We start from the raw sequence: 24,062 nt of genomic DNA, 5'->3' as shown, positions 1-24,062 counted from the left end.
TCGTTCTTTGCATTGTTGTGCACAGGGGCGTGTCCGTATGGACGCGCCCTTTTTATTTCGACTTTGTAAACTAGAACCTCCAATCTCTTTACGTTCCCTTTACGATTGCCTCCAGCGCAGCAGGTATCCTTTTAGAGAAGTATGACAGCCGTATAAACGCGGGCTGTAGCGGCGATGCCGCGGTACTTGTGTTATTAGGAGGCTTTAGTATGGCAGCACGTGCGGACAAAGTTTCGCGTGTCGACCATGATGGAGTTACGTTGGTGGAGGGCGCGACATCCGATGTTCGCTTTGCCTTCACCGAGCGCGCCGGTGGCGTTTCCGAAGATGCGTACTCCTCACTCAACTTGGGCTCGCATGTTGGCGATGACCCCTTTGCTGTTCAAGAAAATCGTTGTCGTGCGCTCGAGGCTATGGGTGCCGCCGAGTGCGAGCACAACCTGCTCGTTCCCAATCAGGTCCATGGTGATCATATCGTTGCGGTGACCTCGAACGGCGCCGATGACCTTGAGGACGTTCGCGAGCAGATTGCCGAGGGCTGTGATGCCATCGTCTGCACGGCGCATAACGTGCCCGTGCTGCTCTGCTTTGCCGACTGCGTTCCCGTGGTGCTGGTGGCCCCCGGCGGATTTGCCGTGGTGCACTCCGGTTGGAAGGGCACGATTGCACGTATTTCCGCCAAGGCGTGCCAGGCGCTTTGCGATGCTGCCGGTTGCGATGCGAGCGACGTTTCCGCCTATATCGGCCCCCATATCTTGGGTGACGAATATGAGGTATCCCAGGAACTCATGGATCGCTTTGCCGCCGAGTTCTCTTGCATCGATGCGAATACCTCTCGCATGCTTGATCTTTCCGCTGCCATTCGCGAGGCGCTGGTAGATGTCGGTGTCGACGCGGATGATATCGTGGATACCCAGCTTTCGACCGTGCGTCAGAACGACCGCTTTTATTCCTACCGTAACGAGGACGGCACCTGTGGGCGCCATGCTGCGATCGGCGTGATGCTATGAGAAAGATCGTATCGGTCCTGAGCGCCGCTGTGCTTACGCTTACGCTGTGCGCCTGTTCTTCGGGATCTTCTACCTCTTCCATTACCGTGGCCGGCTCCACGACCTGCCTTCCTATCGCCGAGATTGCGGCCGAGGGCTTTAAGGAGGAGACCGGCATCGACGTGCTCGTTTCCGGTTTGGGTTCTTCCGCTGGGATCGAGGCCGTCAGCGCCGGCACGGCCGATATCGCCAGCTCCTCCCGTGGACTCAATGCCGACGAACAGGATCTGGGCCTGACTCCCATCGTCATTGCCCACGACGGTATTGCGGTCATCGTGAACGACGACAACCCCGTCGATAACCTCTCGACCGAGCAGCTCCGCGATATCTACGCCGGCAAGATTACCAATTGGAAAGAGGTCGGTGGCGAGGACCTGAGGATTCAGGTCATCAACCGAGACGAGGCGTCCGGTACGCGCGAGGCCTTCCGTACCATCGTGATGGATGGCACGCCGTTCGATCGCCGCTCGGCTGTTCTTTCGGGTACGGGCCAGGTGCGCGACGTGGTATCTCGTTCGCGTGGGGCCATCGGCTACATTTCGCTGGGCTTCGTCGATAGCCTCAACGCCAAGACCTCGGTCAAGGCTGTCTCGGTCAATCATGTTGAGGCGTCCGAGAAGACGGTCGCGAGTGGCGGCTATCCCATCTCGCGCGACCTTTACTTCTTTGTGAAGGGTGCGCCTTCGCAGCAGGCGCAGGATTACATCGACTACGTGACGTCCGAAAAGATGGACAAGCAGATTCGCGAGGCGGGCTTTATTCCCGTCACCAACGACGAGAAGGGGAGTGAGTAGCATGGAAGCACAGGAAAACTCCCAGACTGAGCAGAATGCTCAGGCACCCAAGAAGCGCGAGCTGGCGCTCGTATCGCGCAGTACCTATATCAAGGAGAAGGCGCTGCAGTGGATCTTCTTTGCCTGCGCGTTTTTGGCGGTCGTTACCGTCATCCTGATTTTTGTCTTTACCACGTACTCGGCGCTGCCCGTCTTTACCGACATCGGTCTGGCGGACTTCTTTAGCTTTACGTGGGCGCCCTCTGAGGGCCACTACGGCATCATGTCGCTGCTTGCCGGCTCAGGTCTGGTGACCGTCGGTGCGCTCGCCATGGGCGTGCCGCTGGGCGTGGGTACGGCCGTTTACCTGGTCGAGATTGCCAGCAAGCGCGTGCGCAAGCTCATCAGCCCCGCCGTTGACCTGCTGGCGGGCATACCCTCCATCATCTACGGCTTCTTTGGCATGATCATCATCCGCCCGTTTATCGCACAACTGACCGGCGGCCTTGGTTTTGGTGCGCTGACGGCGTGGTTTGTGCTCGCCATCATGATCGTCCCTACCATCACCACGCTCACCATCGATGCCCTCAATTCCATTCCCATGGGCATTCGCGAGGCATCGTATGCCATGGGTGCTACTAAGTGGCAGACCATCTATAAGGTCGTGCTACCTGCCGCTAAGCTGGGTATCGTGGATGCCATCGTGCTGGGTATGGGCCGTGCCATCGGAGAGACCATGGCCGTGCTCATGGTCGTGGGTAACGCCCCGGTTATTCCCGACAGCGTTGCGAGCCCTATCTCGACGCTCACGAGCCAGATCGCGCTCGACATGAGCTATTCCTCGGGTCTGCATCGCTCGGCGCTGTTCGGCATGGGCGTGGTCCTGTTTATCATCTCCGCCACGCTGGTGGGCATCGTCCGTCTGATTTCCAAGAAGAAGAGGGGGTAGGCTATGTCCGATTCCGTTGACACGACGGTCGATACGACCTCGTCGCGCGAGCGCATCAAGCGTGCCCTTTCCCACGGCAAGAAGGGCCGCATCAACAAGGACCTGTCCAACAAGATCATGCTTGGCGTGTTTCGTGCCGCTGCCTACATCACCACGCTGGTGCTGGTCGCTATCATCGCCTACGTGGTCATCAACGGCCTGCCACACATCTCGCTCGACTTTATCTTCGGTTGGCCCCAGGGCGTCAACGCCGAGGGCGGAATTTGGCCCACGATCGTCTCGACCGTCTACGTGACGGCGCTCGCCATGCTTATCTGCACGCCGATCGCTGTGCTGGCAGCCGTCTATCTGGCCGAGTACGCCAAGCAGGGCAAGGTCGTCGAGCTCATTCGCTACGCTGCTGACGCTTTGGCCTCGGTGCCCTCCATCGTTATGGGCCTGTTTGGCTACGCCTTGTTTGTCGAGGCCATGGGCCTGGGCCTTTCGATGGTCTCGGCCGCCCTGGCACTCGCGCTCTTGATGCTTCCCATCGTCATGCGTACCACCGAAGAGGCCATTCGCGCCGTTCCGCGCTATATCCGCTGGGGCGCATATGGCCTGGGCGCCACCAAGTGGCAGGTTGTCTCCAAGATCGTGCTTCCCTCTGCCTTTGGCCGTATTGCCACGGGCATCGTTCTCGCCATCGGCCGTGCCATTGGCGAGACCGCGGTGGTGCTCTATACCATGGGGCAGGCCATCAATCTACCTATTTCGCCGCTCGATTCCGGCCGCCCCATGACGGTTCACCTGTATCTGCTTGCCAACGACGGCATCAACATGAACGCAGCCTACGGCACCGCGCTCTTGCTGATGGTGATCATTCTGGCCTTCAACCTGTTTGCGCGCTTCCTGTCGCGCAAGCGTCGCTAGTTAAGGAGTCCCATGTCCGTTTATCAGTCCGCTCCCACGTTGGAGCAAGCGGCCATTACGGCCAAGGATTTCAACTTTTGGTACGGTGACTTTCATGCGCTGACGGGGCTTGACCTCAACATCGCCAAAAACGCCATCACCTCCTTCATTGGCCCTTCGGGCTGCGGCAAGTCGACGTTTTTGCGCTGCATCAACCGCATGAATGACCTGATCGAGGGCACGCGCGTCGAGGGCACCATGACGCTCGACGGCAACGATATCTATGTCGAGGGTGTCGACCCGGTCGATCTCCGTCGTCGCGTGGGCATGATCTTTCAGCAGCCCAACCCGTTTCCTAAATCCATCTACGAGAATGTCGCCTTTGGCCCTCGTCTGCAGGGCGTGACTAGCAAAAGTGACCTCGATGACATCGTGGAAGAATCGCTCAAGCGCGTCAACCTCTGGAAAGAGGTATCCAATCAGCTCAACAAGGATGGTTTGGCGCTCTCGGGCGGTCAGCAGCAGCGTCTGTGCATCGCGCGCGTGCTTGCGGTGCAACCCGATGTTCTTCTGATGGACGAGCCCTGCTCCGCCATCGACCCCACGTCCGTCTCTAAGGTCGAGGATCTGATGGCCGAGCTGGCGCCCGAGATGACGATCATCATCGTCACGCATTCAATGCAGCAGGCAGCTCGCATTAGCGACTACACCGCATTCTTCTTGCAGGAAGTTGCCGGCGAGCCCGCTACGCTCATCGAGTATGGTCAAACCGACGCGATCTTCACCAGCCCGGTGGACTCGCGGACGGAAGACTATATCACCGGCCGCTTTGGCTGATCGGTGCGACTAGTCCCAAGCCGATCGGATCTGGTCCGGTGCGTATTCACTGTGCGGGCGGCATGACCGCACCCAACTGATTGGAGTGAACCATGCGCAAACTGTTTTCCCGTCAGCTCATCGAGGCCCGTCACGAGATGCTGAGCATCTACGAGGCCGTCGATCTGGCCCTCCACGATGCCGTGAAGGCCTATGTGACCGACGACCGCAAGCTCGCCACCAAGACCAAGAAGCGCACGCTTTCGATTGACGCACGCTGCGCCAACCTGGAGGCCGTCTGCTACAACCTGATTGCCACGCAGTCACCGGTCGCCTCCGACTTTCGCTTGCTGCAGACGATCATCTACGTCGACTTTAACCTGCAGCGCATGACCGATAAGGTTCGCCAGATTTGCCGCGCCACGCGTCATATGATCAAGGCCGACATCTCGCTGCCCAAGGAGCTTGTCGGCACGGTCGAGGCCGAGGCTGAGGCCGTCTACCAGGTACTGGGCTCTTCGCTTTCTGCGCTCGTCACCAACGACATGTCCATCATCTGCAACTTGGCCGTCGAGGACGAGCCAGTGCACGCCGCCTACGAGAAGTTCTTCCGCACCTTTAACCGCATGGACACGGGCGATTTTATGGACGACGACAGCAACTATGACGACCTGCGCCGCGCCATCATGGTATCGCGCTATCTCGATCGCATCGCCTCGATTTCCATCGATGCCGCCTGCCGTCTGACCTTCCTGTTGACCGGACAGCGTATGACTGCCGGTGATATCGCCTGCACTGATGAGGATGAGCTCGAGAGCATGCGCGTGCCTTCGGGCGAGGGTGTTATCATGAGGCCCGCCGTCGATGCACGCTACGTTGCCAAGGTGCCCGTTAACGAGGTCAGCGAGGGTCTTCGCTACCTGCTCGATCATCTTGAGGACGAGGACGATGGCGAGGACGACGAGGAGTAAGTAACCCCGTTCATCGAAAGATTGTAAATACCTAAGTGAGCGCGGCCTTGCACATGCGGGGCCGCGCTCTTGCGTTAGCATGGGACTACTTGTTTGGCTGTCAGCGGAGGCGATTAGCAATGGATAACTATTTGGACTTGATGCGCGCTCGCCGCGAGCGGATTCTGGAACGTTTTTATGCGGCGCTCGATCGCGCGGGCCGCCCCCACGACGCCGCGCGCCTCATTGCCGTGTCCAAGACCGTTGGTGTCGATGAGACCGTTGCCGCCATCCAGGCGGGGTATCGCCATTTTGCCGAGAACCGCCCGCAGGAGCTGGTTCGCAAGCTCGCGGGTCTGGCGGAGCATCCGGAGCCGCCCGAGGTGCGCTTCGATATGATCGGCAACCTGCAGACCAATAAGATAAATGCGGTGCTGGGCTCAGCCGAGCTGATTCACTCGGTGGGTTCGCTGCATCTGGCGCAGGCGATCTCGAGCCGTGCTGTCCGCAAGATTGGGGCAGGCGAGCTTGCCGGCCCTCAGCGTGTGCTCATTGAGGTCAATGTGAGTGGTGAAGAGTCGAAGGGAGGCTTTTCGCCCGATGAGATTCGCGCCGCCGCGGGTGAGCTTGCGGAGCTTGAGGGAATTTGCGTGCAGGGGCTTATGACTATGGCGCCCCGGGGGAATAAGGATGTGGCACGCCGCACCTTTGCGGGGCTTCGTGAGCTGAGGGATGAGCTGGAGGCGGCGCATCCCGATTTGAACCTACCTGAGCTTTCCTGCGGCATGAGCGAGGACTTTGAGCCTGCCCTTGAGGAGGGCTCTACACTCGTTCGCCTGGGCAGGGTAGTATTTAGCCCGGAGTTTGCAGTAAAATAAGGCTCTGAAGTGCGCACTGATTATCGGGGCGCCTGCACTAAACCGCGAGAGGACACAACCATGGGCTTCCTTGACGAGATTAAAAATAAGATGCACCTGGGCGGCCAGCAGGGTTACGACCAGGGTTATGGCCAGGACGACGACTACGGCTACGATGACGGCTACGACGATGGCTATCAGAACAACGGCTACAGTGGTGCTTCGGGCGAGGGCTTCTACACCCAAGACGAGCCGAGCAACGGCCTGCTTGGCCAGACGCGCCGCGGTGAAGCTGAGTCGGTTGCCGTGTATACGCGCTCCGGTCAGCTGGTCGGCGATGACTCCCGCCATGCCACGACGTATAACCCGCCTTCGCGCTCGCAGGACAGTGTTGCGAGCGGTTATCGTCCTGGTGCCTATGACACGCCGTCGAGCTACGCCGAGAATACCCGCGCCCGTGCCGCCGCTGCACCCGCGCCTGCACCGAGCGATGCCTCGGCCTATGCGAGCAATATCATCAACGCCACGCCGCAGCTGCCGGCCTATGTCCTGCGCCCCGAGAGCTATGACGACGTGGAGACCGTGGTGCGCCGCGTTCGCACCAAGCAGCCTGTCGCACTGATTTTTGTGGGCGTACGCACCGAAGTTGCCAAGCGCGTCTTGGACTTCTCTTACGGCTTTGCCTGCGGTCTGGGTGCCACGGTCAAGGAGGTGGGCGACCGCGTGTTCATGGTGCTGCCCGCCGGTTGCGAGGTCAAAGATTCCGATCTCAAGAAGCTTCGTGCCGACGGCTACCTTAAGTAAAGACAAGACGAGGAGATTCCCATCAACATCTACACTATCGTCCAGCTGGTCAACACGCTGTTCAACTTCTATTCCACGCTCATTGTCGTCTACTGCTTTATGACGTGGATTCCCATGAAGCAGGGTGGTTTGCTTCAGGATATTGCCGCGGTGCTTGATAGCGTGTGCGGTCCGTGGCTCAACCTGTTCCGTCGTTTCATCCCGCCGATGGGCGGTATCGATTTTTCGCCGGTCGTTGCGATTATTGCGTTGCAGTTGGTGCAGAGGCTGGTTCTGCAGCTTCTTATAGGTATACTCGTGTAGAACTGACTTAGTAACTTACGTCGGGCGTGTAGCGCCGAGGCGATGAAAAAGGAGACTTGTTATGGCTATTACCCCTGCAGACATCCAGGCTCAGACTTTCTCTGAGGCCAAGCGTGGCTACGATCCTGCTGAGGTCGACGTCTTCTTGGAGACGCTGTCTTCCGAGGTTGACGCTATGCTCGCTAAGATCGTCGACCTTAAGGGTCGTCTGACTGCTACCGAGCAGCAGCTTGCCGATGCGCAGGCTCAGCTTGCCCAAGCTCAGGATGCCACCGCCCAGGCCGTTCCTGCCGCCCCCGTGGCTGCTCCCGCCCCTGACTTCTCCGCTCAGGAGCGCCAGATTTCCGCTGCCCTGATCGCTGCCCAGCAGACCGCTGAGACCATCGTCAACGATGCCAACGAGAACGCTGAGCGTATCCGCAACGAGGCTGACGCCAAGGCCCGCGAGGTTATCCGCCAGGCTCTGACCGAGAAGCAGGCCGAGCTCGAGGAGATCGATCGTCTCAAGGCTTCCCGTGAGGAGTTCAAGGCAGAGTATCTCAAGCTCATCCAGCACTTCATGGACGATGCCCAGAATTCCTTCCCGGCCGATCTGATGGCCTCCACGCCGGTCGGTTCTGCCGCTTCTCCTGCAGTGACTGTTCCCGCCGAGCCGCTGCCCGTCGCTGACCCGGTTGTCCCCGTGGCCGATCCCTTCGCCCCGATCGACAACTTTGCTGCCGACGACCTGGACTAACATTCGGCCTACAATTTAGTGCCTAGAAAGGACCCGCAGCTTGCGGGTCCTTTTTTATGACTGTGCAGGGGCGCGCAACATAAAAAACCGAGCCCTGCACATTGTGGCGCAGAACTCGGCGAATGGGTGAGCGGTAAAAGGTAGGTTTTAGGGCATGTGCCAAAAAACTACTTGAGGAGGAAGTTGGGGAGGGGAATGGTACGGGCCTCGCGATGCTCGGGGTCGGCGATGTGGTCGGCAGGATAGCCACAGACAAGCATGTGATAGGGATAAACGCCCTTGGGCAGATTGAACTGCTCCTGTGCCACCTCTGGCTTAAAATGGCATACCCAGCACGTTCCCAGGCCCTGCTCGGTGGCCTCCATCATCATCTGATCGCAAACGATGGATGTATCGATTTCGCTGGAATTCATCTGATCATACGGGCGCACCCAAGCATCATCGGTAACGCTGCAAATAAGGAAGATAAGCGGAGCGCCAAAGATAGACCCATCACGAGCAAACCGAGGCTGACAAGCAGCAGCCTTCTCCAGAAGCTCAGGCGTATCCAACACCATCACACGGGTTGGATGATTATTACAAGCAGAAGGAGCAATCCGCCCAGCCTCAACAATGGCATCCACCACAGCCTGCTCAACAGAACGATTCTCAAACTCGCGACAAGAATACCGAGACCGAGCCAGATCCAAATAACTCACAACCAAGCCCTCCAAATTCAACGAATCAATCCAAAGTAAAACAAAGGGTACCCAAAGCCCCATCCACCCAAACGTTTAAGGCGGTCCCAAAGTTCCCAATCGGGTCCAAAGGCCCCGCCAACAAAAGCCCCATCGCTTTCAAAGTATCAGCCAAAGTTCCCAATGGTGGTACGTAAGGCGAAGGGCCGGCACCTGTTTACTTTCGAACGACTCTGCCATGCAGCCGGAGTGAGAAAGCAAACAGGTGCCGGCCCTTCGCCGCCGGGACACGTACCCCCAATTAACTGTTCTTCATGACAATCGAATCCACAACATCGGCCACATTCTCACAGCAGTCAGCGCAGTACTCCAGGAAGGCGTACACGTCACGCCAGGCGATGACCTCGAGCGGGTCCTTGCCGTTAACGTGCAGGTTGCGCATGGCGTTGATATAGAGCTCGTCGGCTTCGGACTCGATGGTGTTGATCTGGATGACGAGTTCGCGCAGGGTCTTGGACTTGCGGTAGTTGGGCAGCTCGACCATCAGGTCTTTCATGGCGCGGCAGGCGTCAGTCACCTTGTGGGCGATGACGATGGCGTCGGGATGGATGCTCTGGATGTTGGTGAAGTAGACGCGCTGCACGACGCCCTCGATGCGGTCGAGCACGGTGTCGAGTGAGCAGCTCATCAGATCCAGATCCTCGCGCTCGAGCGGGGTGATAAAGGCGGTGAGCAAGGCGTCCTCAAGCTCATGGTGCTTCTTGTCGGCCGCATGCTCGATCGCGTGCATCTTGTTGAGCATATCGTGAATCTTTGCGGGATCGAAGTTCTCGAAAATCTTGGTGAGCAGCTCGGCGGCCTGGACGGCAAGGTCGGCGCAGGCGACGTAGTTGTCGAAGTAGAACGAATCGGGTTTCTTTGCCATGGGTGGGTCCTTTCGAGGCGAAGACGGGTGGGCGAGGTAATGCAGTCCGGATGGACGTTCGGTTTGACTAGAGGAACATCATGAACAGCTTGGCCATGACAAAGCTGATGAGTCCGCAGGCGGGGAAGGTGAAGAACCAGGTGAACATCATGTCTTTGACGACGCCGAAGTTGATGGCTGAGAGGCGCTTGACGGCACCGACGCCCATGATGGCGCAGGTCTTGATGTGTGTGGAGGACACGGGGATGCCGGTAAGGGTGGCAAGCAGCAGGTTTGCGGCGCCCGCCAGGTCGGCGGAGAAGCCCTGATACTTTTCGAGCTTGACCATGCTCTGGCCGACGGACTTGATGATGCGCTCGCCGCCCACGCTGGTGCCGATACCCATAGTGGCCGAGCACAGCAGCATAATCCAGATGGGGATGCCTGCATCGCCGACGCTCGTCTGGCCGCTGGCAAAGGCCACGCCTAAAAAGAGCACGCCGATGAACTTCTGTCCATCCTGCGCGCCGTGCATAAAGCTCATGGCCGCAGCGCTCGCGATCTGAGCGTATTTAAAGAAGACATTGGCACGTCGCCTGTTGGCGGCGGCGAAAAGAATCGAGACGAGCTTGCACAGGACCCAGCCCATGACAAAGCCCAGGCCGATGGAGAGCGCCAGACCGTAGATGACCTTCATCCACTCGTGGACGTTGACGCTGCTCGCACCGCCGAGGGCGATGGCGGCACCGGTCAGGCCGGCGATAAGGCTGTGGCTTTGCGAGGTGGGGATGCCAAAACGCGACGCTGTGGCGCCGTAGACGACGATGGAGAACAGCGCCGCGCATAGGCAGGCGAGCGCCATGGTGCTGTTTCCGCCAAAGTCGACGATATGTGAGATGGTGTTGGCGACGCTCGCGTTAAAGTGCGTCATGATGAGCACGCCGAGGAAGTTGAATGCGGCGCTCATGAGAATGGCGGCGCGGGCGGGCATGCAACGCGTAGTGACGCAGGTCGCGATGGCGTTGGGCGCGTCGGTCCATCCATTGACGAAGATGGCGCCCAACGCGAGGATCACGGTGACGGCAAGGACTGGGTTCGACACAATTTGGCCGAGGAAGGTTGAGAACGTTACGTCCATATATGGGCTTTCTCGAAGTTTGCAGACACGTTACAAAAACATGATAAATCGTATCACCTCCTGCGGGTCTCTTTACCGAGTTCTGATGGGAGAAGTGAACTTTTTGGCACTAAAATTGAATATTAGCCCTGTTGGCCGCGGGTGTTCTTTTTGCTAACACGCCATACGGACACGTGCGATTACTACGACACTCCAAAACCACAGTCTGTTCGCTTTACAACATGCAAACATGCGTTCGATAATAGGAGGCATGGAATATCGACAGACAGACGGCAAAACTCGGCGCGTGCACAAGCAGTATGTGGACGTCGTGGCCCGCATCCTCGCGGGCGGACAAGTCGTGCCGGTTACCGTCTGCTGGGTCGACGGTCGCTGCTTTACGATTGACGAGATCGTCTCGTCCACTGGTTTTGGCCTGACGGTCCACGGCGTTCGTACGGCAACCTATAAGGTGCGTTTTGGCGGGCACGCGACCGAGTTGTATCTGGAGGACCAGGCGTGCGGACGGCCGGACGGCTCGCAGGCCCACGTGATGCGTTGGTGGGTCTGGGCGTTTGATCGTACGCTTGAGGGCGAGCGCCGTAGGTAAGGACGCACGGCGTTCGGGTACAATGGCAGGAATCTTGTCATCTGCTGCGCCGTCTTTCACGGCGCTTTGTGAAAGGACGAAGTATGAACGATATCCAGGGCTATCAGAACGGCCCCATCGAGACCGGTGCAAGCCGTGCCAAGGAGATGTCGCCGCGCGCGTACAACCTTGTCATGTCTGCCCTGATTTTCTTGGGCTTTTGCGCCATGGGCGCCGGCGCCTACTTTACGAGCACCATGTCGTTTGCGCGCATGATGATGAGCGGCGCAGCCTTGCCGCTGGTCTTTGGCTCGTTTATTTTGACCATCGTCGGCATGGTCATGATGTCGGCCGCCGCCAGCAAGCAGTCCGTGGGCCTGTCCCTTGTGGGCTACGTAATCTTTGCGAGTACCTTTGGCCTGACCGCGTCGTTTGGCCTTGCCAACTACGACCTGCCCACCATCAACACCGCTTTTATCGCCACGGCCGCCATCACCTTTGTCTTTGGCGCGCTGGGCGTGACCTTCCCCAAGTTTTTCCAGCGCGTATATGGCATCGGTTTTGGCATTCTGCTCGCCACTGTTCTGGTTGAGATCGTGCTGATGTTCATGGGCGTCTCGCAGTCCATCACCGACCTGATCGTGATCGTGGTGTTCGCCGGCTTTATTGGCTACGACACCTATGTTGCCACGACGGTGCCGCCTACGCTGCCCAACGCCGTGCTCATGGCGTCCAATCTGTTCGTTGACATTATCAACGTGTTCCTGCGCATCCTGAACATCCTTGGCCGTCGCGACTAGTGGCGAATTGCGGCGGTGCTTGCCGTGCGGGCAAATCGATGCGAAAGGCGGTCCTTCGGGGCCGTCTTTTTTGTACGCGGCGGGGTATCATGGATGGGAAAAGCCGATAGCGGCAGCGACAGGAAAGGTGGCCACGTATGGCAGACGTCGACAACAGGAACCGTAACCGCAGGTCCAACCGAGCGGGTCAGCCCAATCCCAAGCGCGAGGCCCGTGCCAAGGCCGCCGAGCGTCACGTGTCAACTGTGTCCGAAGCGTGCGCCAAGGATATCGAGCGTTCGCTTGCCGGTGTTCGCGAGTTTGACGGTATGCCTGCCGGCTTTGTCGCGGCGATGAAGGCCAAGGTTCAGACTGCTGTGGCCGCTGAAGAACAGGTTGCCGAGGACGTCGAGGGCGCGGAGGCTGCCGAGACCGAGGCGGCACCCGAGAGCGAGGCAGCGCCCGAGACCGAGGCAGCTCCTGAGCCCGTCGAGGAGCCTGCCGAGGAAATCGCCGAAGCTGAGTCCGCGCCTGCTGAGGAGCCTGCTGCGTCCCTGCCTGAGGTCACCGTGCTCGATGCCTCCGCCACGCAGGCCATCTTGGACAACGGTCGTGGCTATGCGCAGTTCTGCGACATGGCCGTGCTCGCCTTTGCCTCGTTCACCAATCCGGGCGGTGGCTATATTCAGGGTTATCTGGGCCAGGAGGCCACGCTGTGCGCCGATTCGTATCTGTACAACGTTCTCGATAAGCAGCGCAAATGGTACGGCGAGAACCGTCGCCGCAACATCAACTGCGAGCTTTACCGAAACCGTGCGCTGGTGGTGCCTGCGGTGCGCTTCGATCGCAACCACGTGCATGCATACGCCGACGTGATCGTGGCCGCCGCGCCCAACGTTAAGCGCGCCCGCCAGGAGTATCGCGTGAGCGACGATGCTCTGCTGGATGCCCTGCGCGACCGCATTCGCTTTGTGCTTGCCATCTGCGACGAGCTGGGTCGCGAGAAGCTCGTACTGGGCGCTTGGGGCTGCGACAACAACGGCTTTGACGCCGAGGCCGTGGCCGAGCTCTTCCGCAAGGAGCTCGCGTCGGGCGACTTTAAGGTCAAGCAAGTCTTCTTTGCCGTGCCTTCTACGCGCTGGGATGAGGATTTTGCCAAGTTCGAGCACGTGCTGGCAAACTTCCCCGAGCGCAACGAGGAGTCCTATGCCCAGGTTGCCGCTCGCGCTGCGGCAGCTCGCGCCGCCGAGCAGGCCCAGGCTGCTACCGAGGATGATGAGAACGAGGACGATTGGCGCAAGTACCTGTAATCGGTACGTGCTGACAGATGGGTCGAGCCGGCGGGAGGGCTGCTCCCGTCGGCTTTTTACTGAGCGAGGGGCTTACGATGAAAAACGTTCTATGCTTTGGCGACAGCAACACCTATGGTTACGATCCGGCGGGCATGCGCGACGGCACCGCGGTGCGCTATGCGCGGGATGTGCGCTGGTGCGGCGTGGCCCAACGTGACTTAGGCGAGGGCTGGCATGTAATTGAAGAAGGCCTCAACGGCCGCACGACGGTACGCGACGACATGTGCCATCTGGACACCAATCTTAACGGCATCCGCGCGCTGCCGATGCTGCTCGAGGCCCATAAGCCACTGGACGCCATTGTGATCATGCTGGGCACCAACGACTGCAAGACGGTCTTTAACGTGACGGCTGCCGATATCGCCCGTGGCGCCATGGCGCTGATTCGCGCCGTCCGCGCGTTTCCGTGGACCGACGCTGCGCCTTGTCCGCGCATTCTGCTGATGGCTCCTATCAAGATCAAGCCGCAGATCGCCGATGTATATATGACCGATTTTGACGAGCGTTCCGTCGAGGCCTCGGAGCATTTTGCTGAATACTACGCGCACGTAGCCGAGCAGTTTGGCTGCGACTTTTTGAATGCAGCGGAGTTTGCCGAGCCGGGCGATATCGACTATCTGCATATGATGCCCGAAAGCCATGAGAGCCTGGGTCACGCCGTGGCGGCCAAGCTCCAAGAGATGCTCGGTGAGTAGCACGGCCCCAAACCACCACAATAGTTCTCCTTGCGACGGCTTGTTTCGTTGGTTTGCTTTGATCTGTAACAGTTGTAAGGCCAAAAACGGGCTAGATGTTACAGATTAAGATTATTTAGGTCGATATCGGTCGTTTGTCTCGATCTGTAACATCTAGGGTCGATTTTGCCGAGTTACTGTTACACATCGAGATTATCTTCTCAGTGGAATTTGGATGTCTCGATTTGTAACGGGTGGGCCGAAAAATGGACTTTAACTGTTACAGATCGAGATGTTTGTGGGAACCACCGCAAGGGTGCCTGTCCCCTTTGCGGTGGTTTTGGACTGCGAATCTTAATACTGCCACATGTGGTTGACGGGGCCGGAGCCTTTGCCCATGTTCAGGCCGGCGGCCAGAGCGCCTGTCAGGTAGGCCTTGCCAGCGTTGACGGCATCGGCAAGATCCATACCCTGGGCCAGCGCGCAGGCAATGGCGGACGAGAGCGTGCAGCCGGTGCCGTGTGTGTTATTGGTATCGATACGCTTGTGGCGGAACCACGTGGTGAGTGGATCTCCCAGATGGTTGCCCTCGTCATCGAGCGGCGCGGGTTCGGCCAGTACATCGTTGGCCTCGTTGACAAGATGCCCACCCTTAACGAGGGATGCGCAACCAAAGCGGCGGGTGAGGAGCATGGCAGCATTTTGCTGCGTGCGCTCGGAGTCGACCTCGTAGTCGAGCAGGGCCATGGCCTCGGGAATATTGGGCGTGATAACCGTCGCCAGCGGGAACAGGCGGCGGGTGAGCGCCTCGGCGGCATCTTCGGCAATCAGCCGCGCGCCCGAGGTGGCGACCATGACGGGGTCGACGACCACGTTCGTTGCGTTCCAGGCGCTCAAGCGGTCGGCGATGACTTCGATAATCTCGACAGAAGAAACCATGCCGATCTTGACGGCGCTCGGGCGGATATCGTCAAAAACGGCGTCAATTTGCGCGGCTACGATATCTGGCGAGATATCCTGTACGGCGGTGACGCCCAGCGTGTTTTGCGCTGTGATGGCGGTGATGGCCGTCTCGGCATACAGGCGGTGCGCCGTGATGGTCTTGATGTCGGCCTGAATGCCGGCGCCGCCGCTGGAATCGGATCCCGCGATGGACAGGACGGCAGGTACCTTACTACGATCCATGTTCGCTCCCTTGTTCGGTCGGAATCAAATGGGTCTTTAAGCCAGCATTATAAAGATGCCCGGGCCGACTCTATGTCGAACCCGGGCGGGCGATGCAATCTTTACGCAAATGCAAGCAAATGTTCACACGTCAACAATTGACAGGCACCAGCTCGCCGCCAGAGGCGGCCGCGGCGACAGGGTTAGTCCTCTATGCCGAGGTCGATCGTGGTGCCCTCGAAGATCTTGTTGACGGTGCGGACGGCGCACATCTTGCCACACATGGTGCAAGTGCCCTCGGTGGCGGCGGGGGACTCCTCGTAGCGCTTCTTGCCCGTAACCGGGTCGAGCGCGCACTCCCACATGGCGTCCCAGTCAAGCTTGCGGCGTGCCTGGCCCATCTTGTCGTCCATGTCGCGGGCGTGCGGCACCTTTTTGGCGATGTCGGCGGCGTGTGCGGCGATCTTGGTGGCCATGAGGCCGTCGAGCACATCCTGGGCGTTGGGCAGGCATAGGTGCTCTGCCGGTGTCACGTAGCACAGGAAGTCGGCACCGGAGCTGGCGGAGATGGCGCCGCCGATGGCAGCGGTGATGTGGTCGTAACCCACGCCGATATCGGTCACCAGCGGCCCGAGCACATAGAACGGAGCATTGTGGCACAGGCGTTTCTGCAGTTTCATGTTGGCGGCGATCTCGTCGAGCGCCATGTGACCCGGGCCCTCGACCATGACCTGGACGCCGGCGGCCCAAGCGCGCTTGCACAGCTTGCCCAGCTCGATCATCTCAGCGGTCTCGGTGGCGTCGTTGGAGTCGTAGAGGCAGCCCGGGCGGCAGGAGTCGCCGAGCGAAATCGTCACGTCGTACTCGTGGCAAATCTCGAGCAACTCGTCGTAGAACTCATAGAATGGGTTCTCGTTACCGGTGACCTCCATCCAGCCAAACAGCAGTGAGCCGCCACGGCTCACGATGTTCATCAGGCGGCCGGTCTCCTTAAAGGTCTTGGTGACCGACTTGTTTATGCCGCAGTGGATGGTCATAAAGTCCACGCCGTCCTCGGCATGCGCGCGCACGACTTCGAACAGGTCGTCCTTGGTGAGCTTGACCAGCGGCTTTTCCATGTAGCCGATGGCGTCGTACATGGGGACGGTGCCTACCATGAGCGGCGTCTCGTCGATGAGCTGCTGGCGGAACTGGCGCGTCTTGCCCGAGTTGGAGAGGTCCATGATGGCGTCGGCGCCAAAGTCCTCGGCGATCTTGACCTTCTTCCATTCCTCGGCGGCATCGGCCTTGTCGCCCGAGATGCCCAGGTTCACGTTGACCTTGGTGGACAGGCCCTCACCGACGCCAAAGGCGCGCATGCCCTTTTTGATGTGCACGATGTTGGCGGGAATGGAGATGCGGCCGTCGGCCACGCGCTCGCGGATGTACTCGGGGTCGCGATGCTCGCGCTCGGCGACCTCCTTCATCTGCGGTGTGATCCGCCCGGCGCGGGCGAAGTCGATTTGCGTGACGAGCTTGGGCTCGGTCTGTGCGCTCATTGGCACGGCTCCCTTCGTTGGCATTACCCATATCAGGTTTGCGGGTCAGGGCGGGCGCGCCCAGTCTCAGCCTGCCGTCTTGTCCTGCAAGCTCCCCGTTTATGTAATGGGCTCAAGTATAGCCTGAATGGGTACGATTGGGCCAACGAGCGTGCCTGTGGGGAGGCGTACATGGAAGACAAGCATCTATATCGAGAGACACAATGGGGTGTATCGGCCGAGGAAAGCCGTGCGCACCATGGGTTGGTCGCGATTGGTTTTGCGGTGCTTGCCGTGCTGGTGATTGCCTTTTGTATTTGGACGTTCGGCGGTCCTGGCGGCGCCACCTGGGGGTTTGAAGCCGACGAGGGCCTGCCGATTATGACCATGAAAGTTTCTGGTGGCAACACGGTTGCCGCACCGGGCGACTATTGGTATCCGCGCGACGAGTTTGTGCAGCTGCAGCTGAGCGGCGGGTCTATTCCGGGTGAAGAAATCGAACGCGTGACGTTTGATGCGACGCTCAAAACGCTGACGGTGAAGCTCAAAGATCAAGGGGACGTGCCCACGACCATGGACATTGCGCTGACGGAGTGGCGTCTGGAACCTCCGTCGGGCGTTACGGTATCCGACGTAGAGCACGTTAAGATTACCTACCAAGATGGCTCGACGAGCGAGATTGCAAAGGCCGATGGCTTGGCGGAGTAACGGGGTGTTTGGAAACGGCGGGCCTATAGTGCCTGCGCGTTCATGAAAACCAGGGTGTTTTTGTCTGAAAGCTCGGGGATGTGCCGATAGCCGATGTTGAATGCGGTAAGTTCGCTTGCATCCTCGAGCTTGTTTTCTGCCATCCACCGCACCATGGAGCCGCGCGCCTTTTTGCTGGCGGTCGACCGTTGGATGGGCTTCCCGTTGCGGATGCCCTCGCCAAAGAGGCATGTGACGGCCGTGGCGTCGCCCGCGAGGTGGGGCAGAACGGCTTTGGCATACTCTACGCTGGCGAGGTTGACGATCGTGGTGTTTGAGCCTGCCGGGGCGATAGCCCGCGCGAGCTTATCGCTCCAAAATGCGTAGAGGTCTCGGGCACCGTCGACGACAAGCTTCGCGCCCATCTCCAGCCGATACGGTTCGACGGCATGAAAGGGACGAACGCACCCGTAGAGGCCGGAGAGGATCCACAGATGGCTTTGCAGCCAGGCGAGCTGTTCGGCATCCATTACCTCGGGTGCCATGCTCTGGTACTGAATGCCGTGATAGGACATGATGGCAGGGGAGAAGTGACGGGCGAGTGCGGGATTGTCGAGATCGCCGTTTTTCAGGATGGGCCCGAACTCATGCAGGGTGTTGAGGCAAGGTCCCAGCAGTTTGTCACTCACGTTCCACAGCGCCTGCAGGCCGCCGCTGCCTTCATTCCGCTCGATATCTAGCAGTGCGCGGTGGAGGCGAGCTGTCTCGCGCACAAAGGGTGGAATGCCCAGGACTTCAAAAGCATTTTGGGCCGCGCGCATCTGCTTGGCGGGCGAAATGATGACCTGCAGCATGGACTCTCCTCTGCCAAAAAAGAAATTGCGGTGGAATACGGTCTGTTTGGGCTATTGAAAGACCAAATCAATCCGTATTCCACCGCAAGTTATGGGTGGGGTGGATTAGGCGCGCTCGAGGAAGGCCTTGTAGCCGCGATAGGCCTCGTAGATGTCGGCCTTGTTGGCGACCTCCCACAGGGCGTGCATGGACAGGACGGCAACGCCGGAATCGATGACGTTCATGCCGTACTTGGCCATGATGTAGGCGATGGTGCCGCCGCCGCCCGCGTTGACGCGGCCGAGCTCGCAGGTCTGGAAGTCCACTCCTGCCTTGTCCATGATGTCGCGAATGAGGGCCACATACTCGGCGTCGGCGTCGTTAGAGCCGCCCTTGCCGCGGCTGCCCGTGTACTTGTTAAAGCACAGGCCGCGACCCATAAAGGCGGCGTTCTTGGTCTCGAACTTGCCGGCATAGCCCGGGTCGAAGCCGGCGGACACGTCGGAGGAGAGCATACGGCTGTGGGCGAGCGCGCGGCGCAGAGCCAGCGGGCTGTCCTCGCCGGCGAGCGTCATGATCTCGGCGACGGTGTTCTCGAAGAAGCGGCTCGTCATGCCGGTGGCGCCCACGGAGCCGATCTCCTCTTTGTCGACGATGAGCGTGATGCTCGTGCGCTCGACATTGGCCACATTGATCTGGGCGAGCATGGAGGGGTAAGCGCAGACGCGGTCGTCGTGACCATAGCCCAGAATCATGGAGCGGTCGAGGCCCATGTCGCGGGCGGGGCCGGCGGGCACGACCTCGATCTCGGCGGAGAGGAAGTCCTCCTCCTCGACGCCGTACTGCTCTTTGAGGATGTCCAAGAACATCTGCTTGACGGGCTCCTTGGAAGCGTCCTTGTCGTCCTCATCGAACTTGACGGGACGGCCGCCCACGATCACGTCGAGAATCTCGGCGTCGACGGCGTCCTTGGCGGGCTTGGCCATCTGCTCGCTCGAGAGGTGGATCAGCAGATCGGAGATGGTAAAGACCGGATCGTCTGCCTTGTCGCCGATATTGATGTCGACGGTGGTACCGTCCTTTTTGCAGATGACGCCCACGAGTGCGAGCGGGGAGGCTACCCAGTGGTAGCTCTTGACGCCGCCGTAGTAGTGCGTGTCGAGGTAGGCCATGTCGCCGGCCTCGAAGGCGGGATTCTGCTTAAGGTCCAGGCGCGGCGAGTCCACGTGGGCGCCCAGGATGTTAAAGCCCTGCTCGAGCGGGGCGGTGCCCAGGTTGACGAGCATAAGGTCCTTGCCGTGGTTGGCGGCGTACACCTTGTCGCCGGCCTTGAGCGTGCGGCCCTCGGCGATCACGGTCTCCAGGTCGACGTATCCCGCCTCCTCGGCCATCTTGATGCCGGTCTTGACGCACAGGCGCTCGGTCTTGTTCTCGCTCAAAAACTGCTTATAGCCGCGGCAAAGCCCCTCGAGCTCCTCGACTTGCTGTGGCGTGTACTTTTTCCATGCGCAGGGACGCTCCATGACGCAGGCTCCTTTCGGATCGATCGTGCTGGTTGATGTACCGTGAGCCATCGTATCACGCGCGGGCTCGCGGTGGCGGGGGAGCTTGATGTGCGGTGGCCGCGGGGCGGGGAGCGTGTAAACTGGAGTAAGCAAACCGTGCCCAGCCCAAAGCGAGGTATTCAATATGTCTGACAAGCGCCGCACCTTTGCCGTTATCGACGGCAACTCGCTCATGCACCGCGCCTTCCACGCCGTGCCGCCCACCATGAATGCGCCGGACGGCCGCCCCACCAACGCGATTTTCGGCTTTCTGAACATGTTTCTCAAGATGATCGATGCCTTTAACCCCGACGGTGTGGTCGTGGCGTTTGACAAGGGCAAACCGCGCGTGCGCATGGAGATGCTGCCGCAGTATAAGGCGCAACGCCCGCCCATGGACCCCGATCTGCATGCGCAGTTTCCGATGATCAAGGAGCTGCTCACCGCGCTCAACGTGCCGATTCTGCAGTCCGAGGGCTGGGAAGGCGACGATATCCTGGGAACCATGGCGCGCCTGGGTGAAGAGGCCGGCTGCGACATGCTGCTGGTGACCGGCGACCGCGACATGTATCAACTCGTGACCGAGCACGTCAACGTGGTCTCGACCCGCAAGGGCCTGTCCGACGTGGCGATCATGACGCCCGAGAGCGTGGACGACCTGTATCATGGCATTACGCCGGCGCTCGTGCCCGATTTTTACGGTCTAAAGGGCGATACGTCGGACAACATTCCCGGCGTACCGGGCATCGGCCCCAAAAAGGCGAGCGCGCTCATCGCACAGTACGGCAGCTTGGACGAGGTCATCGCGCATGCCGACGAGGTCAAGGGCAAGATGGGCGAGAACCTGCGTGCGCACATCGACGATGCGCTGCTGAGCCGCAAGGTCGCAACCATTCGCACCGATGCGCCCGTCGAGCTCGATTTTGAGGCGACGTCCTTCCCGGCGTTTTCTGCCGACGAGGTGTCTGCGGCACTGGGTACGCTTGGTATCACCGCCATGCAGAACCGTTTCTTGGCGTTGATCGGCGGCGAGGGCGGGGCTGCTGCTGCCTCCAGTGTGTTTGAGATACCTGCTATGGTTCGCGCAGCCGCCGGCGATGCCGACGCGCTTGGTGCCGTTGCGGCTGAGGTCTCCCGCGCGATTGATGCCGGCGAGTGGGTCGCCGCCGTGGTGGACGACGACAAGGAAGAGGGCGCGCTCTTTGGACTGACGCGCACGCTGTGGTTGGCGACGTCCAAGGGCCTGTTCGCGCTCGAGGAGGGCGACGGCGGTACCACTGCCGTAGTCGATGGCTTCAACTTCGCCCACGGCGTGATTGCCGGCGTGCTTGCGCGCCTGTTTATGGAGGGCCGCGTGGCGAGCCCGGATACGAAGGCGTTGTTGCACGAGCTTTCGCCCATCGATTCTTCTGAGCCCGAGCTCATGGATCCGCTGGCAGTCGATTCCACGCGTATCTTCGACACCGTGGTTGCCGCCTACCTGCTGGATTCTGACCGCTCTGAGTTTGACGAGGCGTATCTGGCCGATACCTATCTGCAGATGGCGCTGCCTGCGGCGCGCGGTGCAGAGGGTGCCGGTGAGGACGCTCCGGCGCCTGCCGCCCGTACTGCGGCCCTGACGCTGGCGCTCGTGGCGCCGTTGCGCGACCGCATGGCCCGCGAGAACGCCGCCAACGTGTTCGATGGTATCGAGATGCCGCTCGTTCCGGTACTTGCCAAGATGGAGCGCGCGGGCATGCTTGTGGACCCCGACCGCCTGCACAGTCTGTCCGAGGGTCTGGCGACCCAGATTGCCGAGGTTGAGCGCAGCATTCGCGACCTGGCGGGTGACGAGACCTTTAACATCGGCAGCCCCATGCAACTTTCGCACGTGCTCTTTGACGTGATGGGCCTTCCGACCAAGGGCCTCAAGAAGACTAAGCGCGGCTATTATTCAACCAACGCCAAGGTTCTGAGCGATCTTGCCCGTGACCACGAAATCGTGCGTCTGATCTTGGACTGGCGTGAGAAGTCTAAGATCAAGTCCACCTATCTGGACACGCTGGGCCCGCTACGCCGTGGTGACGGTCGCGTACACACTACGTACAACCAGACCATCACGGCAACGGGGCGTCTGTCCTCGAGCGACCCGAACCTGCAGAACATCCCGACGCGCTCGGAGCTGGGTCGTACCGTCAAGACGGCGTTTTCGGCAGGCGAGGGAAGCGTCTTTTTGGCGGTGGACTACTCGCAGATCGAGCTGCGTCTGCTGGCACATCTCTCGGGTGACGAGCACCTGGTGCGCGCCTTTAACGAGGGCGAGGACTTCCATGCCGAGACGGCGGCGCGCGTGTTTGGTGTGCCGGTGTCCGAGGTAACGCCCGACTTGCGCAGTCGCGCCAAGGCCGTGAACTTTGGCATCGTGTATGGCCAGCAGGCCTACGGCCTGTCGCAGTCGCTGCATATCTCGATGGCCGAGGCACGCGACATGATCGACCGCTACTACGAGGCCTACCCGGGTGTGCGCACGTTCCTCGACAACGTGGTGGCACGCGCCAAGCAGACGGGCTACGCCGAGACCATGTACGGCCGCCGTCGTCATATTCCGGAGCTCAAGGCCAAAAATCCGCAACTCCGCGGCTTCGGCGAGCGCACGGCCATGAACCACCCCATGCAGGGCACCGCGGCCGACATCATCAAGATCGCCATGGCCCGCGTAAGCCGCCGTCTGGAAGAAGAAGGCTTTGCCGCCCACATGATCTTACAGGTGCACGACGAACTGGACTTTGAGTGCCCCGTCGACGAAGTCGAGCGCCTAACCACCATGGTCCGCGACGTCATGGAGCACGTAGTAGACCTCCGCGTCCCCCTAATCGCCGAAGCTTCGACTGGAGTGACCTGGGCAGACGCCAAGTAAGGGCATGATCACAATTCCAAAGTAATACAAAACCAGGAGGACGCCCCTCATCAACAAGGAGCGTCCTTCGTTCAATAAAAATCAGCCAAAGTATCTAGGCGCCAAGACGCCATCCAGGCGGCAAGCAAGTCACCGCAGGACCTGGCCGGGCGAGGCGGGTAAGTTTTTCGTAGATTCCGCACGAGCCGGAAAGCACTTAATGTGCTTTCCGAGCGAGCCCAGGACCTGACCGAGCGAAAAACTTACCCGCCTCGCCCGGCCAGGTCCGATGAGCTACGTTACCGAGCCGCCAAGATGGCGTCGATGAGCGTCAGTACGCCCCCGTCGTTGTTGCTCGGAATGCGCCACTTGGCATGCGCGTTCATGTGCTCCTCGGCATTGTCCACGATAAAGCTATGCCCGACGCGCTCCAGCATGGGGATGTCGTTGTAGGTATCGCCCACGGCGGCAGCATCGGCAATATCGATGTCCAGGTGCTCGCACAGGTGCGCGACGCCGGCGCCCTTGTCGACGCCCAGGTTCATAAAGTCGATCCACTCGCGCCCGGCGTTGGTGACGTAGAGCTTGTCCGAGAACTCGGGGCTATAGGTCTCGCGGAAAGCGGGCTCGGCGTCGTAGCCGGGGAAGAAGACCGAAATCTTGTTGGACTCGAAATCAATGCCCTCAAAGCTGTCGACGTAGTTGATTGTGTTGTAGTAGACGCTGATCTCGTCGTGGTATTGATGGTCGCGGGCAAGCACGTAGAACTCGTCGAAGCAGCACAGGACGGGGACAGCGCGAGGATCCTCCGAGGCACGGCTCAAGACCTGCTGATACAGCTCCACGTCAATATTGCTCTTATAGATATAGCTGCCGCGATAGATCACGCACGCTCCGTTGTCGGGACAAAAGGCGAGGCGGTTCTTGATGCCCTCGAACATCTCCTCGAGCTTGGGGGCGGGACGTCCGCTGGCGGGGCAGAATACGATGCCGGCGTCGGCGAGCTTGTCCAGGCGCTCATCAAGACCCTGGGGCAGCACACGCTCGTCGGTCAGCAGCGTCTTGTCCATATCGACGGCGAGAATCTTAATGTTGCCGATGTTGGCGTCCGATTCGTAAGTTTGCATAAAAAAGCGCCTTTCGTTTCGAGATTGTTTCAGACGTTATAACCATCAACTAGTAGTCGAGCGTATTTTCGCAGGAATGGTGCGTATTTGCACTGCA

At 59.9% G+C, this 24,062-nt stretch carries 24 protein-coding genes and 1 riboswitch; of the genes, 16 read left to right on the top strand and 8 right to left on the bottom strand.

Annotated elements, in window-relative coordinates; genetic code table 11:
• The first annotated feature begins 209 nt into the window (after positions 1–209).
• The 10 genes from DW754_RS06200 (at position 210) to DW754_RS06155 (ending at position 8,125) form a co-directional block, all read left to right on the top strand.
• Positions 210–1,010, top strand: a complete 801-nt coding sequence (locus tag DW754_RS06200; protein WP_117758729.1) for a polyphenol oxidase family protein — start codon at positions 210–212, stop codon at positions 1,008–1,010.
• A complete protein-coding gene (locus DW754_RS06195) occupies positions 1,007–1,843 on the top strand; it encodes a phosphate ABC transporter substrate-binding protein (protein WP_055251678.1) in 837 nt (278 codons plus the stop codon). The genes DW754_RS06200 and DW754_RS06195 overlap by 4 nt, the downstream gene beginning before the upstream one ends.
• 1 nt (position 1,844) lies before the next feature.
• Positions 1,845–2,771: a phosphate ABC transporter permease subunit PstC gene (pstC, locus tag DW754_RS06190; protein WP_117758728.1), complete on the top strand. Its 927-nt coding sequence runs from the start codon at positions 1,845–1,847 to the stop codon at positions 2,769–2,771.
• Between the two features lie 3 nt (positions 2,772–2,774).
• On the top strand, positions 2,775–3,680 hold the full coding sequence (pstA, locus tag DW754_RS06185) for a phosphate ABC transporter permease PstA (protein ID WP_006234250.1): 906 nt from the start codon (positions 2,775–2,777) through the stop codon (positions 3,678–3,680).
• Between the two features lie 12 nt (positions 3,681–3,692).
• Entirely contained in the window at positions 3,693–4,496 is an 804-nt protein-coding gene (gene pstB / locus DW754_RS06180) for a phosphate ABC transporter ATP-binding protein PstB (protein ID WP_118072003.1), read from the top strand.
• Between the two features lie 92 nt (positions 4,497–4,588).
• Positions 4,589–5,446 carry a PhoU domain-containing protein gene (locus DW754_RS06175; protein ID WP_006234247.1) on the top strand — a complete coding sequence of 286 codons (858 nt, stop codon included), beginning with the start codon at positions 4,589–4,591 and terminating at the stop codon, positions 5,444–5,446.
• A 119-nt stretch (positions 5,447–5,565) separates the two neighbouring features.
• Positions 5,566–6,303 (top strand): YggS family pyridoxal phosphate-dependent enzyme, encoded by a 738-nt coding sequence (locus DW754_RS06170; RefSeq protein WP_118072002.1) that lies wholly within the window; start codon positions 5,566–5,568, stop codon positions 6,301–6,303.
• A 60-nt stretch (positions 6,304–6,363) separates the two neighbouring features.
• Positions 6,364–7,086: a cell division protein SepF gene (locus DW754_RS06165; RefSeq protein ID WP_006234245.1), complete on the top strand. Its 723-nt coding sequence runs from the start codon at positions 6,364–6,366 to the stop codon at positions 7,084–7,086.
• A gap of 15 nt (positions 7,087–7,101) precedes the next feature.
• A complete protein-coding gene (locus DW754_RS06160; RefSeq protein ID WP_040358293.1) occupies positions 7,102–7,389 on the top strand; it encodes a YggT family protein in 288 nt (95 codons plus the stop codon).
• 61 nt (positions 7,390–7,450) lie between these two features.
• Positions 7,451–8,125, top strand: coding sequence for a DivIVA domain-containing protein (locus DW754_RS06155; RefSeq protein WP_006234242.1), 675 nt, complete (start codon positions 7,451–7,453; stop codon positions 8,123–8,125).
• A gap of 167 nt (positions 8,126–8,292) precedes the next feature.
• Here the strand turns inward: DW754_RS06155 and DW754_RS06150 are convergent, their stop codons facing one another.
• The 3 genes from DW754_RS06150 to DW754_RS06140 all read right to left on the bottom strand — a co-directional run bounded on the left by DW754_RS06150 (position 8,293) and on the right by DW754_RS06140 (position 10,844).
• Positions 8,293–8,823: a nitroreductase family protein gene (locus DW754_RS06150; RefSeq protein WP_117758725.1), complete on the bottom strand. Its 531-nt coding sequence runs from the start codon at positions 8,821–8,823 to the stop codon at positions 8,293–8,295.
• A 280-nt stretch (positions 8,824–9,103) separates the two neighbouring features.
• Positions 9,104–9,727 carry a DUF47 domain-containing protein gene (locus DW754_RS06145; protein WP_006234238.1) on the bottom strand — a complete coding sequence of 208 codons (624 nt, stop codon included), beginning with the start codon at positions 9,725–9,727 and terminating at the stop codon, positions 9,104–9,106.
• Positions 9,728–9,794: 67 nt separating this feature from the next.
• Positions 9,795–10,844: an inorganic phosphate transporter gene (locus tag DW754_RS06140; protein ID WP_006234237.1), complete on the bottom strand. Its 1,050-nt coding sequence runs from the start codon at positions 10,842–10,844 to the stop codon at positions 9,795–9,797.
• Between the two features lie 250 nt (positions 10,845–11,094).
• On the opposite strand from DW754_RS06140, the gene DW754_RS06135 reads away from it, so the two are divergent.
• The 4 genes from DW754_RS06135 (at position 11,095) to DW754_RS06120 (ending at position 14,238) form a co-directional block, all read left to right on the top strand.
• Positions 11,095–11,433 carry a hypothetical protein gene (locus DW754_RS06135; protein WP_117758724.1) on the top strand — a complete coding sequence of 113 codons (339 nt, stop codon included), beginning with the start codon at positions 11,095–11,097 and terminating at the stop codon, positions 11,431–11,433.
• Between the two features lie 83 nt (positions 11,434–11,516).
• Complete coding sequence (locus DW754_RS06130) at positions 11,517–12,212, top strand: Bax inhibitor-1 family protein (protein WP_117758723.1); 696 nt, start codon at positions 11,517–11,519, stop codon at positions 12,210–12,212.
• A gap of 137 nt (positions 12,213–12,349) precedes the next feature.
• Entirely contained in the window at positions 12,350–13,501 is a 1,152-nt protein-coding gene (locus DW754_RS06125) for a TIGR02452 family protein (RefSeq protein ID WP_117758722.1), read from the top strand.
• A 77-nt stretch (positions 13,502–13,578) separates the two neighbouring features.
• Entirely contained in the window at positions 13,579–14,238 is a 660-nt protein-coding gene (locus tag DW754_RS06120) for an SGNH/GDSL hydrolase family protein (protein ID WP_158556905.1), read from the top strand.
• 333 nt (positions 14,239–14,571) lie between these two features.
• Here DW754_RS06120 and thiD read toward each other — a convergent pair whose 3' ends face one another.
• Both thiD and thiC read right to left on the bottom strand, forming a co-directional pair.
• Complete coding sequence (gene thiD / locus DW754_RS06115) at positions 14,572–15,402, bottom strand: bifunctional hydroxymethylpyrimidine kinase/phosphomethylpyrimidine kinase (RefSeq protein ID WP_117758720.1); 831 nt, start codon at positions 15,400–15,402, stop codon at positions 14,572–14,574.
• Positions 15,403–15,584: 182 nt separating this feature from the next.
• Entirely contained in the window at positions 15,585–16,919 is a 1,335-nt protein-coding gene (gene thiC, locus DW754_RS06110; protein ID WP_117758719.1) for a phosphomethylpyrimidine synthase ThiC, read from the bottom strand.
• A riboswitch (TPP riboswitch) is annotated at positions 16,912–17,027 on the bottom strand. It overlaps the preceding gene by 8 nt.
• 63 nt (positions 17,028–17,090) lie before the next feature.
• Here thiC and DW754_RS06105 point away from each other — a divergent pair.
• Entirely contained in the window at positions 17,091–17,606 is a 516-nt protein-coding gene (locus tag DW754_RS06105) for a hypothetical protein (protein ID WP_118072001.1), read from the top strand.
• Between the two features lie 23 nt (positions 17,607–17,629).
• Here DW754_RS06105 and DW754_RS06100 read toward each other — a convergent pair whose 3' ends face one another.
• Positions 17,630–18,439: a YaaA family protein gene (locus DW754_RS06100; RefSeq protein WP_117758717.1), complete on the bottom strand. Its 810-nt coding sequence runs from the start codon at positions 18,437–18,439 to the stop codon at positions 17,630–17,632.
• A 105-nt stretch (positions 18,440–18,544) separates the two neighbouring features.
• Positions 18,545–19,942: an aminopeptidase gene (locus tag DW754_RS06095; protein WP_117758716.1), complete on the bottom strand. Its 1,398-nt coding sequence runs from the start codon at positions 19,940–19,942 to the stop codon at positions 18,545–18,547.
• Positions 19,943–20,108: 166 nt separating this feature from the next.
• On the opposite strand from DW754_RS06095, the gene polA reads away from it, so the two are divergent.
• Positions 20,109–22,859, top strand: a complete 2,751-nt coding sequence (gene polA, locus DW754_RS06090; RefSeq protein ID WP_117758715.1) for a DNA polymerase I — start codon at positions 20,109–20,111, stop codon at positions 22,857–22,859.
• Between the two features lie 278 nt (positions 22,860–23,137).
• Here the strand turns inward: polA and DW754_RS06085 are convergent, their stop codons facing one another.
• Positions 23,138–23,965 (bottom strand): Cof-type HAD-IIB family hydrolase, encoded by an 828-nt coding sequence (locus DW754_RS06085; RefSeq protein ID WP_117758714.1) that lies wholly within the window; start codon positions 23,963–23,965, stop codon positions 23,138–23,140.
• Positions 23,966–24,062: the final 97 nt, after the last annotated feature.

It is taken from the genome of Collinsella sp. AM29-10AC (assembly GCF_003469085.1).
Classification (GTDB): domain Bacteria; phylum Actinomycetota; class Coriobacteriia; order Coriobacteriales; family Coriobacteriaceae; genus Collinsella.
Note: the sequence above shows the minus strand (reverse complement) of the source record. Positions and strands in the feature narration are given on the sequence as shown.

Excerpts from the sequence above, each read along its gene's own strand:
- DW754_RS06125 (WP_117758722.1), top strand. The coding sequence starts at position 12,350 with ATGGCAGACGTCGACAACAGGAACCGTAACCGCAGGTCCAACCGAGCG.
- DW754_RS06120 (WP_158556905.1), top strand. The coding sequence starts at position 13,579 with ATGAAAAACGTTCTATGCTTTGGCGACAGCAACACCTATGGTTACGAT.
- thiC (WP_117758719.1), bottom strand. The coding sequence starts at position 16,919 with ATGAGCGCACAGACCGAGCCCAAGCTCGTCACGCAAATCGACTTCGCC.
- DW754_RS06175 (WP_006234247.1), top strand. The coding sequence starts at position 4,589 with ATGCGCAAACTGTTTTCCCGTCAGCTCATCGAGGCCCGTCACGAGATG.
- pstA (WP_006234250.1), top strand. The coding sequence starts at position 2,775 with ATGTCCGATTCCGTTGACACGACGGTCGATACGACCTCGTCGCGCGAG.
- DW754_RS06155 (WP_006234242.1), top strand. The coding sequence starts at position 7,451 with ATGGCTATTACCCCTGCAGACATCCAGGCTCAGACTTTCTCTGAGGCC.
- DW754_RS06105 (WP_118072001.1), top strand. The coding sequence starts at position 17,091 with ATGGAAGACAAGCATCTATATCGAGAGACACAATGGGGTGTATCGGCC.
- DW754_RS06200 (WP_117758729.1), top strand. The coding sequence starts at position 210 with ATGGCAGCACGTGCGGACAAAGTTTCGCGTGTCGACCATGATGGAGTT.
- DW754_RS06130 (WP_117758723.1), top strand. The coding sequence starts at position 11,517 with ATGAACGATATCCAGGGCTATCAGAACGGCCCCATCGAGACCGGTGCA.
- pstC (WP_117758728.1), top strand. The coding sequence starts at position 1,845 with ATGGAAGCACAGGAAAACTCCCAGACTGAGCAGAATGCTCAGGCACCC.
- DW754_RS06145 (WP_006234238.1), bottom strand. The coding sequence starts at position 9,727 with ATGGCAAAGAAACCCGATTCGTTCTACTTCGACAACTACGTCGCCTGC.
- DW754_RS06165 (WP_006234245.1), top strand. The coding sequence starts at position 6,364 with ATGGGCTTCCTTGACGAGATTAAAAATAAGATGCACCTGGGCGGCCAG.
- polA (WP_117758715.1), top strand. The coding sequence starts at position 20,109 with ATGTCTGACAAGCGCCGCACCTTTGCCGTTATCGACGGCAACTCGCTC.
- DW754_RS06100 (WP_117758717.1), bottom strand. The coding sequence starts at position 18,439 with ATGCTGCAGGTCATCATTTCGCCCGCCAAGCAGATGCGCGCGGCCCAA.
- DW754_RS06135 (WP_117758724.1), top strand. The coding sequence starts at position 11,095 with ATGGAATATCGACAGACAGACGGCAAAACTCGGCGCGTGCACAAGCAG.
- thiD (WP_117758720.1), bottom strand. The coding sequence starts at position 15,402 with ATGGATCGTAGTAAGGTACCTGCCGTCCTGTCCATCGCGGGATCCGAT.
- DW754_RS06085 (WP_117758714.1), bottom strand. The coding sequence starts at position 23,965 with ATGCAAACTTACGAATCGGACGCCAACATCGGCAACATTAAGATTCTC.
- pstB (WP_118072003.1), top strand. The coding sequence starts at position 3,693 with ATGTCCGTTTATCAGTCCGCTCCCACGTTGGAGCAAGCGGCCATTACG.
- DW754_RS06140 (WP_006234237.1), bottom strand. The coding sequence starts at position 10,844 with ATGGACGTAACGTTCTCAACCTTCCTCGGCCAAATTGTGTCGAACCCA.
- DW754_RS06170 (WP_118072002.1), top strand. The coding sequence starts at position 5,566 with ATGGATAACTATTTGGACTTGATGCGCGCTCGCCGCGAGCGGATTCTG.
- DW754_RS06095 (WP_117758716.1), bottom strand. The coding sequence starts at position 19,942 with ATGGAGCGTCCCTGCGCATGGAAAAAGTACACGCCACAGCAAGTCGAG.
- DW754_RS06195 (WP_055251678.1), top strand. The coding sequence starts at position 1,007 with ATGAGAAAGATCGTATCGGTCCTGAGCGCCGCTGTGCTTACGCTTACG.